Source organism: Streptomyces sp. NPDC057616, from assembly GCF_042800575.1.
GTDB lineage: Bacteria > Actinomycetota > Actinomycetes > Streptomycetales > Streptomycetaceae > Streptomyces.
Window position 1 is genome coordinate 250319 of record NZ_JBHVGU010000010.1, and the last position, 10993, is coordinate 261311.

Below are 10993 nucleotides of genomic sequence, written 5' to 3' on the forward strand. Positions count from 1 at the left end.
GAGAGCGGGTCCGGGGGGTTCTTCTTGTTCGGCCTCCACCTGGAGGGGGGTGGTCTGTCCCTGGCCCACCGCCCCCGGCCCCGTACGGCGTCACCGCTCCTGCCGTGTCACTCGACGGTGACGCGCAGGGCGTAGCGCTCGGCCACATCGTCGCCCCACGGCTGCCTCAGGGCCAGCTCCAGCCGCCCCTCGCCGGCCTGCGTCGGCCGCAGCCGCAGCTCACGCGTGCCACCGGCGCCGGGCAGGAGCCGTCCCGGCGGCGTGTACGCGTCGGCCTCGACGCGCAGCGCGCCGTGCAGGCCCTCGACGTGCCACCGGTAGCCGGTCGTGGCGTTCTCCGGCAGCCGCACCACGAGGTCGTCGCCCAGCGCCACGCGCACCTCCCGGTCGTGCGCCGACACGTGCACTTCACCCACGGGACCCCACCCCCTCGGCTCTGGTCCTACCGGTGTACTGCGCCGGGTCAGGACCTGGCCAGCCGGAGCGTGACCAGTTCGAAGGGACGCAGCGCCAGGCGGATCGCGGAGCCGTCCCACTCCGGTGCTGCCGCGTCGCTGAGCGGGCGCTCCAGCAGGTCGGTCACGGTCACGCCGGCCGGCGTGAATCCGGCCGTGAGCGTGGCCCGGGTGCGGGCCCCGTGCGCCTCGTGCAGGCGCACGACCACGTCGCCGCTGCCGTCGTCGGCCAGCTTGACGGCCGTGACGACGACCGCGTCCCGGTCGACGCCCACCAGCGGCGCCACCTCACCCGCACCGGTCGCCCGGCGCTCGGGCAGGTTGATCCGCCAGCCCTCGCGCACCGCGTCCGCGATGCCGGCGCCCGGCACGAGCGCATGCCGGAAACGGTGGACACCCTGGTCCGTCTCGGGGTCCGGGAAACGCGGGGCACGCAGCAGGGACACCCGTACGGTCGTGGTCGTACCCCGGTCGCCGTCGGTGCGTACGCTGCGGGTCACGTCGTGGCCGTACGTCGAGTCGTTGACGACCGACACGCCCCAGCCGGGCTCCTCGACGTGCACGAAGCGGTGGTTGCACGCCTCGAACTTGGCCGCCTCCCACGAGGTGTTGGTGTGGGTGGGCCGGTAGAAGTGCCCGAACTGGGTCTCCGACGCGTACCGTTCGGCGTGCACGTCGAGCGGGAAGGCCAGCTTCAGGAACTTCTCCGTCTCGTGCCAGTCCACCTCGGTGTCCAGCACCAGCCGCCGCTCCCCCGGCGCCAGCGACAGCACCTGCGTGACGCGCGAGGCGCCGAAGGACCGCACGATCCGCACCGACGCGCCGTCCGCGCCGGGGGCCACCTCGTCGGCGTCCGTCAGGTCGGTGACGGTGTTGCGGTAGAACTCGTCCACGTCCCAGGCGTCCCACATGTTCGGGAAGTCCGGGTGGAGTTGGAGGACGCCGGCCGCCCGGCCCGGGGCGATCGTCTCCCGGTCGGCCGCGAGGTCGTAGGCCGAGACGACGAGGCCGCGGGCGTCGATCCCGATCCGCAGCAGCCCGTTGTCCAGGACGTGGCCGCCGCCCTCACGCGGGGTGAGCAGCGTCCGGCCGTCGACGACGGGGGCGGCGGCGCCGCCCGAGGGGACCCCGGCGCGGGCGTGCGGGGCCGAGTTGAACACCAGCGGCGTCGAGCCCTCGCCGGCCAGGGCGCGCTGCGCCGCGTCGATGATCCCGGTCAGCTCCCCGGCGAGGCGGGCGTAGGTGGCGCGGGCCTCGCGGTGCACCCAGGCGATGGACGAGCCGGGCAGGATGTCGTGGAACTGGTGCAGCAGCACCGTCTTCCAGATGCGGTCCAACTGCTCGTAGGGGTAGGCGAATCCGGTGCGTACGGCCGCTGTCGCCGCCCACAGCTCGGCCTCCTTGAGGAGGTGCTCGCTGCGGCGGTTGCCCTGCTTGGTGCCGGCCTGGCTGGTGAGGGTGGCGCGGTGGAGTTCGAGGTAGAGCTCGCCGACCCAGACGGGCGGTTCGGGGTACTCGGCCTCGGCCTTGGCGAAGAACTCCGCCGGGGTCTCCCAGGCGACGGTGGCCGAGCCTTCCAGGTCGCGCAGCCGGGCCGCCTTGGCGACCATCTCGCGGGTGGTGCCGCCACCGCCGTCGCCCCAGCCTGTGGGCGCCAGGGAGTGGCGGGCCCTGCCCTTGTCCTTGAAGTTGCGCGCCGCGTGGGCGATCTCGCTGCCCTTCATGGAGCAGTTGTAGGTGTCGACGGGCGGGAAGTGGGTGAAGATCCGGGTGCCGTCGATGCCCTCCCACTGGAAGGTGTGGTGCGGGAACTTGTTCGTCTGCGACCACGAGATCTTCTGGGTGAGCAACCGGGTGGAGCCGGCCGCGCGGATGATCTGCGGCAGGCCCGCGGCGAAGCCGAAGGTGTCGGGCAGCCAGGCCTCGTCGTTCTCGATGCCGAACTCGTCGAGGAAGAACCGCTTGCCGTGCACGAACTGCCGGGCCATGGCCTCCGAGCCCGGCATGTTGGTGTCCGACTCCACCCACATGCCGCCCGCCGGCACGAACCGCCCGTCGGCGACGGCCTTCTTCACCCGCGCCCACACCTCGGGCCGGTGCTCCTTCACCCAGGCCCACTGCTGGGCCTGCGACATGGCGAAGACGAAGTCCGGCTCGTCCTCCAGCAGCGCGGTCATGTTCGCCGTCGTGCGGGCGACCTTGCGGACCGTCTCGCGCAGCGGCCACAGCCACGCCGAGTCGATGTGCGCGTGACCGACGGCGCTGATGCGGTGGGCGGAGGGCACGGCGGGCGCGGCCAGCACCTCGGTCAGGCGTGAGCGGGCCTCGGCCGCGCTGCCGCCCACGTCCTGGAGGTCGACCGCGTCGAGCGCCCGGTCCACCGCGCGCAGGATGTCCCAGCGGCGGGCGGACTCCACGGGCAGCTCCGCCATCAGCTCGCCCAGCACCTCCAGGTCGATCACCAGCTGCCACACCGTCTCGTCGAAGACGGCGAGGTCCATCCGGGCGAGGGTGTACTGCGGTGCGCTGCCGGCGGTCTCCCTGTCGCCCAACTGCGTGGGCAGGAAGGGGTGGTAGTCCAGGATGACGGGGTTGGAGGCGACCTCGACGTGCAGGCGCACCTCCTCCCCGCCGGCGACGGTCGCGCCGATGCGGACCCACTGGTTGCGCGGGTTGAGACCCTTCACCGGGGTGCCGTCGGGCCGGTAGACCAGGCCCTCGCACTGGAAGCCGGGCATGTTCTCGTCGAAGCCGAGGTCGATGATTGCCTCGACGGTCCGGCCGGCCCAGGCCTCGGGGACCGTACCGGTGACACGGAACCAGCTGGTCCCCCAGGGAGCACCCCACCGGGCGCCCACCTCGATCGGCTCGGGCTCGGCCGCGAGTCCCTCGGCGACCGGCACCGGCTCACCGGGCGCGTGCCACACCGCGACCTGAAGCGGCACGGATTCGGGGTACACGGCGGGACGGATGCGCTCGTCGAGGACGCGCTTGAGACGGGCTTCGACCAGGCTGCGGTCGTCATGCATGCGGGGTGCTCCAAGGGTGGGGGCGGATTGCGGGTGCTACCAGAGGTGGGTCACGGTGACGGGGTCCGACGAGGTGTACAGCTCCCCCACCGCACGCGACTCCAATCGCGGGGCGGCCGCGGCGCCGGTGAGGAGGGCGGTGCGTCCGGTGGGTGTCACGAGCCGGTGCCTCCCGGTGGGGTGGCGCGTACCTGTTCGGGCGTGACGACCTCGGTGATGCCGCGTGCGGTGAGGTGCTCCTTGTCGTCCGCCAGGGTGCCCAGGACGGTCGTGGGGCGGGCGCCGTCGGCGGTCAGCCGGAAGAAGGCGTCGAAGACCTCTCCGCCGGGGGCGCAGCGTGAGCGCAGGGCCGGGTCGGCGGGGACGGTGAGGGCGGTGGTGCGGGGGGCCGGCGGCGCGAGGGTACGGGCGCGCGCGGCCGCGTCGGCGAGCGTGCGGGCGGTGTCCTTGGGCCGCCGGTCGTTGGTCAACAGGCCCAGCCCGTATTCGAGTTCGGGGAAGTCGGCGAGGTCGCGGGAGACGTCGTGGGAGCACCACCAGGTGATGCCCCACAGGTCGGGGCAGTCCAGGGCGTTGGCGACGGTGGCCGCGGTGAAAGCGGCCGCGTGCTCGGGCGGGACGAGGGGCGCGGGTGCGCCGACCTCCTGGAGCCAGACGGGCCGGTGCGGCTCTTCGGCCCAGGCCTTGGCGAGTTCGACGAGGTAGGCGGCGTGGTGCTCGGTCGGTACGGCGGTGCGGCCGTGGCGCTGGGCGGTGCCGTTGAAGACCCAGGAGTGCACGGCGGTCAGGGCGCCGTGGCGGGCGGCCTGGGCGGGGGTGAAGGGCTGGTCGTCCTGGTACCAGGTGGCGTCGTACTCGGCGTGCAGATGGAGCCTGCCGGGGGCGCCATGCTCGCAGGCGGCGAGCATGCGCGCCAGCCAGGCGTCGATCTGCTCCTCGGTGGCGCGGTCGGGGTCCGGGTGCGGGCCCGCGGAGAACTGGTTGACCTCGTTGCCCAGCGTCATGCCGAGGAAGGTGGGGCGGTCGGCGAGGGCGGCGGCGAGGGTGCGCAGGTAGGCGGCCTGGCCGTCGAGGACGTCGGGGTCGGTGAAGAGGTTGCGGCGGTGCCAGGTGCGGGTCCAGGCGGGCAGGTAGTCGAAGCTGCTCAAGTGGCCCTGCAGGCCGTCGACGTTGACGTCGAGGCCGCGTGCGGCGGCGTCGTCGACGAGCTGGACCAGCTGCTCGACGGCCTGCGGGCGGATCAGGGTGCGGTTGGGCTGGAAGTAGGGCCACAGCGCGAAGACGCGGATGTGGTCCAGGCCGAGGGCGGCGATGGAGTCGAGGTCGGCGCGTACGGAGTCGGGGTCGTAGTCGAGCCAGTGGTGGAACCACCCCTTGCTGGGGGTGTAGTTGACGCCGAAGCGCACGGCAGAAGGCATGCGGTGTCCTGTGTCCTTGAACTCGGGTGCGGCGGTCAGCCCTTGACGGCCCCCTCGCCCACGCCGCGGAAGAAGTACCGCTGCAGACAGGCGAAGAGGGCGATCAGCGGTGCGACGGCGATGACCGTGCCCGCGGCGACGAGGCGTTCGTCGTTGGCGAAGGTGCCGTGCAGGTAGTTGAGGCCGATGGTCAGGGTGAACTTGGAGGGGTCGCTGAGCACGATGAGCGGCCACAGGAAGTCGTCCCAGGCGCCCATGAAGGCGAAGATGGCGACCACGGCGAGGGTGCCCTTCACCGACGGCAGCGCGATGCGCAGGAACCGCTGCCAGACGTTGGCGCCGTCGACGTAGGCCGCCTCCTCGATCTCGTAGGGCAGGTTGAGGAAGGCGTTGCGCATCAGCAGCACGTTCATGGCGCCGATGCAGCCCGGCAGGACGACCCCGATCAGGGTGTTGTTGAGGCCGAGCTCCCGCATGGTGGTGAACTGGGCGATGATGATGCCCTCCACCGGCACGAGCATCGCCAGGATGAACGCAAGGGTGGCGATGCGACGCCCGCGGTAGCGCAACCGGGCCAGCGCGTAGCCGGCCAGGGCCGAGCCGACGCAGTTCGTGACGACGTTGGCGGCGGCGACCTTCAGGGAGTTGAAGGCGTAGTCCCACACCGGGATGGTCTCGGCGACCCGCTCGTAGTTGTGCAGGGTGGGGTGGGCGGGCAGGAACTTCGGCGGTGAGCTGAAGATGTCCTCCGTCGGCCCCTTCAGCGAGGTGGACAGTTGCCACAGGAACGGGCCGACGGTCAGGGCGAGGACGGCCAGCAACAGCACGTAGCGCAGGGCGAGTTCCCACACCCGGATGCGGCGGCCGTGCTCGTCGGTGACGCGCGGCTCCCGGACCGGGGCCGGCGCCTCGGCGGGCCGTACCTTTTCGGCGACGCTCATGTCTCCTCCCTTCGGTCGGCGCGCAGCACGAGCAGCATCAGCGCGACGGTGACGACGAAGACGACGAGGGAGAGGGCGGAGGCGTAGCCGACGCGGCCGGTGAGGCCGGTGCCGGTGCGCTGGACCAGCATCACCAGCGTGGTGTCCTCGCCGGCCGGTCCGCCGCTGGGGCCCGCCATCAGGTACACCTCGGAGAACACCTTGAAGGCGGCGACCGAGGACAGCGCGCCGACCAGGACCATGGTGGAGCGGACGGCGGGGACGGTGACGGTGAGGAAGCGGCGCACCGCGCCCGCGCCGTCGACGGCGGCGGCCTCGTGGAGTTCACGGGGCACGTTCGCCAGCGCCGCCAGATAAATGATCATGTAGTAGCCGAGGCCCTTCCACACCGTCACGGCCATCGCGCTCAGCAGGAGCAGCCACTGGTCGCTGAGGAAGCCGACCCGGCCGATCCCGATGCCCTCCAGCAGGGAGTTGATCAGGCCGCGTTCGTCGAGCAGCCACACCCAGATCAGCCCGACGACGACGATCGAGGCGACGACCGGCGTGTAGAAGGCGGAGCGGAAGAAGGTGATGCCGGGGATGTTCTTCTGCACCAGCAGCGCGAGCAGCAGCGGCAGGATCACCAGCGCGGGCACGACGCCGACGACGTAGAGCGTGCTGTTGCGCAGCCCGATCCAGAACATGTCGTCGTGCAGCAGCTCGCGGAAGTTGGCGAGCCCCACGAACTCGCCCGGGATCAGCGTCCGGCGGTCGGTGAAGGAGTTGATCACCGTGGAGACGAACGGGTACAGGATGAAGATGCCGGTGATCAGCAGTCCGGGGGCGGCGAACAGCCAGGGGCTGGTGGGCAGTTGGCGACGGACGCGCCGGGTGCCTCCCGCTCCCGGCGCCCGCCGGCCGGACAGGGTGGACAAGGCCATCTGGGCGTCCTATCCCTGCTGCTGGAGCAGCGTGTTGCACTGCTTGACAGCGTTGTCGAGAGCCTTCTTGGGGCTCTCCTTGCCCTGCAGCGCCTTGGCGACCTCGTTGCGCAGCGCCGTCTTCATCTGGTCGCTGAACAGCACGGGCGTGTAATTGACCGCGTTCTTCAGGGACTTGGCGGCGGCGATGCGCACGCGCGTCTCGTCGGTGCCGTCCTCCTTGGTGAAGTACGGGTCGTCGAGGGAGCCGGCGGTGCTCGGGAAGATGGCGACCTTCTTCGCGAACGACATCTGGTGTTCGGCGTCGGTGACGAAGTGGGCGAAGGCGACGGCGGCGGGCGTGTGCTTGGTCTTGGAGTTGACCATCACCCCCATCACGTACATGTTCACGTGGCCGGTGCTGGTGATCTGGTCGGTGATGCCGATGTTCTTGTACAGGTTCGGCGCCTGCTTCTTGAAGTTGCCGAGGTCCAGGGCGCTGCCGGGGTTCATGGCGACGGCCTCGGTGAGGAACTTCTTGCCCGAGGACTCGGGGGTGGCGGTCAGCGCCTGCGGGTCGAGGGCCTTGGCGTCGTACAACTCCTTGTACTTGGTGAGCAGTTCGACACCCTTGGCGTCGTTGAAGGTGAAGGCGGCGCCCTGTTTGTCCATCAGCTCGACGCCGTAGCGGCCGAAGTCCTCGATGGTGGGGACGTTGGCGAGGGTGGCGACCTTGCCGTCGCTCTTCTTCGCCATCTGCAGCGAGTCGGCGAAGAGGTCGGCGTACGTCTTCGGCGGCTGCGCGGGGTCGAGTCCGGCCTTCCGGAACAGGGACTTGTTGTAGAACAGCGGGCCGGTGTTGAGGTACCAGGGGAAGGCGTACGTGCCGGTCATGCCCGGTATCTGGTGGCTCGCCCAGGCCCCGGCCAGGTACTCCTTCTTGTACTTGGCGGCGGCCTTGTCGAGATCGAGCGCGAGGCCGGCCTTGGCGAGGGGGGCGACCAGGTCCGGGGAGACGTTGACGACGTCGGGCAGGGTGCCGCCGGCCGCGTCCGCGCTGATCTTGTCGGCGTAGCCCTCGGCGGGCTGGTCGATCCACTTCACGTGGGTGCCCGGGTACTTCTTCTCGAAGTCGGCGACCAGGCCGTCGAAGTAGGGCTTGAAGTTGGCCTTCAGGTTCCAGGTCTGGAAGGTGATGTCGCCCTCGATCTTGCCGGAGGCGTCGGACGATCCGCTGTCGTCGCCGCCGGAACCGCAGGCGCTCAGCGGCAGGACGAGGGCGGCGACGGCTACGGCGGCGAAGGTTCTGCGGGATGTGGGCACGGTGACACGGCTCCCTCGGAGTGTCGTTGGCGGTGACGCCAGGGACCATGCCCGGGGCGTTCCCCGGAAGTCAATGGATTGACCTCCACTAAAGAAATTCAGTTCTCATTAGTGCAGGTCAGAGCTGCCGTGATCGAGAACTTGCGCTTCATCACTAATGCGCTTTACCGTTCTCGCACTCAAGCGCATTAGCTCTGACTGCCGAGAAAAGGGTGAGCCAGGTGCCAGCCAGGCGTTCCCCGGCCCGCCGGCCGACGATGAAGGACATCGCGCAGCGCGCCGGTGTCTCCGAGAGCGCCGTCTCCTTCGCGCTCAACGGCCGCCCGGGCGTCTCCGAGGTCACCCGGGACCGGGTGCGCAGGGTCGCCGAGCAACTGGGCTGGCGGCCCAGTGCGGCGGCGCGCCAGCTGTCCGGGGAGGGCGCGGCGACGGTCGGCTTCGTACTGGCCCGGCCGGCGGACACCCTCGGCGTGGACTCGTTCTTCCTCCAGCTCGTCTCGGGCATACAGGAGGTGCTGGCGGAGCGTCATCTCGGTCTGCTGTTCCAGGTGGTGGAGGACGTCGCCGACGAGTGCGCGGTCTACCGCCGCTGGTGGGCCGAGCACCGCGTGGACGGCGTCCTCGTCGTCGATCCGCGCACCGACGACCCGCGGCCCGATCTGCTGGACGAACTCGGCCTGCCCGCCGTGGTGATCGGCGGCGCGCCCGACGAGCGCCACCCCGGCCTGTCGACGGTGTGGGCGGACGACGCGGGCGCGATGGCCTCCGTCGTCGACGAGCTGTACCGGCTGGGCCACCGTTGCATCGTGCACATCGCGGGCCTGCCCGGCCTCGCCCACACCGAGCGGCGGGTGCGCACGCTGCGCGCCGAGGCGGAAGGGCGCGGCCTGCACGAGGTCGAGTCGGTGACCACCGACTACTCGGACGCGGAGGGCGCGGCCGTCACCCGCCGCGTCCTCGGCCGGCCCGCTCCCCCGACTGCGCTGATCTACGACAACGACGTGATGGCCGTCGCGGGCGTCGCCACCGCGACCGAGCTCGGCTTCACCGTGCCGGCGGACGTGTCGGTGGTGGCCTGGGAGGACTCGGCCCTGTGCCGCATGGTCCGGCCCTGGCTGTCGGCCCTCTCCCGGGACAGCGTGGAGTTCGGCCGTACGGCGGCCAGGGAGCTGACCGCGCTGCTGGACGGGGGCCCGGCGCGCACGGTGCGGGTGCCGGTGCCCCAGGTGATCGTGCGGGAGAGTACAGGCGTGGCACGGGGGGCATGAGCCAGCCGAGGCCCCGGGACGATCAGGCGGCCCGCGCAACAACGAAGGTGAGAACATCCGCCCCATGGACGATGCAGACGGTCGCAGGTCTCGATGGTGGGCGGCGCTGCGCCGGACCCCGGTGGCCGTCTGGAACGACGACGTCACGGACTGGGCCGCCGCGCTGACGTACTACGCCGTGCTGGCACTGTTCCCGGTGCTGCTGGTGATCCTGTCCATCGTGGGGCTGACGATGCCGACCGCGAAGCCGGAGGTCATCGACCGCATGGCGCAGGCCGCCCCGGTCGCGTCGCAGCCCCTGCTGCGCAGCACCCTGCGGCAGCTGACCGGGCAGTCGTCGACGGCGTGGACGCTGGTCTTCCTCGGCGGGGCGGGCGCCCTGTGGTCGGGATCGAGCTATCTGAGCGTCTTCCGCCGGGCCCTGCACTCCATGCACCGGGTCAGCGCGCACCGCCCCGTCTGGCGTACGGCTCCGCGCATCATCGTCACGGCCCTGGTGCTGATCTCGCTGCTGCTCACCTCCACGCTCACGCTGTTCCTCACCGGCAGCCTGGCCCGGCGGCTGAGCCGGGCGCTGGATCTCGGCAGCGGGCCGCAGGCGGCGTGGGACGCCCTGCGCTGGCCGGTCGTGGCCGTGGTCGCCGTGGCGATGGTGCTCGTCCTGTACCGCTCGGGCCCCGCGTCGTCCCGCCCGGTCCGCCGGATGGCACCGGGCGGCACCCTGGCCGTACTGCTCCTTCTGGCCGTATCGGTCGGATTCGCGGTCTACACGTCCCACATCGGCGCCTACCACCGCCTGTACGGCTCACTGGCCGGCGTCGTGATCTTCCTGATCTGGCTGTGGCTGTCCAATCTGGCCCTTTTGATGGGCGCGCAGTTCAACGCGGAGCTGGCGAAGCCGGTGCCGCAGGCACCGGCCGAACGGCCCGTACCGGTGACGGAACCCTCGTAGCACTGCTTGTGTCGCGGCACTTCGGGTACAGCGTTGGAATATGAGATGTCCCCGCAGGACCGGATCTTACGGAAAGTGATGCCTTCGTGACTCTTCCCGGCGGCGCCGACGACCGCGCGGAGGGCTTGGGCGACGAACCGAGCGCCGACGCGCGCGAGATCGCCGACGCGGTGGAGCGTCTTGCGAACCTGTGGTCCCTGGCCGCCCAGGAGGCCGCCGTACGGCTGTCCCTGCACCAGTTGCGTGCGCTGCGGGCGCTGGAGACGGCACCGGAGCTGAACCTCACGGGCCTGGCGGAGCGGCTGGACATAGGGCTGCCCACCGCCAGCCGGCTGTGCAACCGGCTGGAGGCCGCGGGGATGCTGGAGCGCACACTGCATCCGGGCAACCGCCGCGAGGTGCAGCTGACCCTGACGGGACAGGGGCGGCGGGTGCTGAAGGACGTGGCGCACCGGCGCACGCAGGCCCTGGCCGGCGTGCTGGCGGCGATGGCGCCCGCGGAGCGGTCGGCGCTGGTCAGCGGCATGAAGGCGGTGCTCTCCACACCGGACGAGGCGTTCGTGCGGCCGCCGGAGGAGCCGTAGGTCAGCGGTCGGGCCGCTCCTGGCCGGGCTCGCCGGGCGCGCGGCCCGTCCAGTCGAGGCAGACGACGGAGGCGTCGGCGAGGAGGTCGCGGTTGCCGACGTGCTCGATCAGCCCGGCGAC

The 10993-nt window shown here is 71.2% G+C and carries 10 protein-coding genes; 3 read left to right on the top strand and 7 right to left on the bottom strand.

The features are described from left to right. Positions 1-107 precede the first annotated feature (107 nt). Genes ACFU97_RS15410 through ACFU97_RS15440 form a run of 7 tightly spaced genes read right to left on the bottom strand, consistent with a single transcriptional unit; the run spans position 108 to position 8068 of the window. Positions 108-416 (bottom strand): protease inhibitor I42 family protein, encoded by a 309-nt coding sequence (locus tag ACFU97_RS15410; protein WP_384255939.1) that lies wholly within the window; start codon positions 414-416, stop codon positions 108-110. Positions 417-463: 47 nt separating this feature from the next. Further along, positions 464-3484 carry an alpha-mannosidase gene (locus tag ACFU97_RS15415; RefSeq protein WP_384255942.1) on the bottom strand — a complete coding sequence of 1007 codons (3021 nt, stop codon included), beginning with the start codon at positions 3482-3484 and terminating at the stop codon, positions 464-466. Positions 3485-3520: 36 nt separating this feature from the next. Continuing rightward, the gene (locus ACFU97_RS15420) at positions 3521-3643 is read right to left on the bottom strand and encodes a hypothetical protein (RefSeq protein WP_384255944.1); all 123 of its coding nucleotides are present in this window, start codon (positions 3641-3643) and stop codon (positions 3521-3523) included. Next, positions 3640-4902, bottom strand: a complete 1263-nt coding sequence (locus ACFU97_RS15425) for a glycosyl hydrolase (RefSeq protein WP_384255947.1) — start codon at positions 4900-4902, stop codon at positions 3640-3642. The genes ACFU97_RS15420 and ACFU97_RS15425 overlap by 4 nt, the downstream gene beginning before the upstream one ends. 35 nt (positions 4903-4937) lie before the next feature. Then, complete coding sequence (locus tag ACFU97_RS15430) at positions 4938-5843, bottom strand: carbohydrate ABC transporter permease (RefSeq protein WP_384255950.1); 906 nt, start codon at positions 5841-5843, stop codon at positions 4938-4940. Further along, positions 5840-6766: a carbohydrate ABC transporter permease gene (locus tag ACFU97_RS15435; protein ID WP_384255952.1), complete on the bottom strand. Its 927-nt coding sequence runs from the start codon at positions 6764-6766 to the stop codon at positions 5840-5842. Before ACFU97_RS15435 ends, ACFU97_RS15430 begins: the two co-directional genes overlap by 4 nt. A 9-nt stretch (positions 6767-6775) precedes the next feature. Further along, entirely contained in the window at positions 6776-8068 is a 1293-nt protein-coding gene (locus tag ACFU97_RS15440; protein ID WP_384255955.1) for an ABC transporter substrate-binding protein, read from the bottom strand. 221 nt (positions 8069-8289) lie between these two features. Here ACFU97_RS15440 and ACFU97_RS15445 point away from each other — a divergent pair, with 221 nt between their 5' ends. The 3 genes from ACFU97_RS15445 to ACFU97_RS15455 all read left to right on the top strand — a co-directional run bounded on the left by ACFU97_RS15445 (position 8290) and on the right by ACFU97_RS15455 (position 10872). Further along, positions 8290-9336, top strand: coding sequence for a LacI family DNA-binding transcriptional regulator (locus ACFU97_RS15445; RefSeq protein ID WP_384255957.1), 1047 nt, complete (start codon positions 8290-8292; stop codon positions 9334-9336). A gap of 64 nt (positions 9337-9400) precedes the next feature. Then, positions 9401-10288 carry a YihY/virulence factor BrkB family protein gene (locus tag ACFU97_RS15450; RefSeq protein WP_384255960.1) on the top strand — a complete coding sequence of 296 codons (888 nt, stop codon included), beginning with the start codon at positions 9401-9403 and terminating at the stop codon, positions 10286-10288. An 86-nt stretch (positions 10289-10374) separates the two neighbouring features. Further along, positions 10375-10872, top strand: a complete 498-nt coding sequence (locus ACFU97_RS15455; protein WP_384255963.1) for a MarR family winged helix-turn-helix transcriptional regulator — start codon at positions 10375-10377, stop codon at positions 10870-10872. Positions 10873-10993: the final 121 nt, after the last annotated feature.

What these genes read in the sequence shown, in the direction of transcription:
- ACFU97_RS15415 (WP_384255942.1), bottom strand. Translation starts at nt 3,484, where the DNA reads ATGCATGACGACCGCAGCCTGGTCGAAGCCCGTCTCAAGCGCGTCCTC.
- ACFU97_RS15425 (WP_384255947.1), bottom strand. Translation starts at nt 4,902, where the DNA reads ATGCCTTCTGCCGTGCGCTTCGGCGTCAACTACACCCCCAGCAAGGGG.
- ACFU97_RS15430 (WP_384255950.1), bottom strand. Translation starts at nt 5,843, where the DNA reads ATGAGCGTCGCCGAAAAGGTACGGCCCGCCGAGGCGCCGGCCCCGGTC.
- ACFU97_RS15435 (WP_384255952.1), bottom strand. Translation starts at nt 6,766, where the DNA reads ATGGCCTTGTCCACCCTGTCCGGCCGGCGGGCGCCGGGAGCGGGAGGC.
- ACFU97_RS15450 (WP_384255960.1), top strand. Translation starts at nt 9,401, where the DNA reads ATGGACGATGCAGACGGTCGCAGGTCTCGATGGTGGGCGGCGCTGCGC.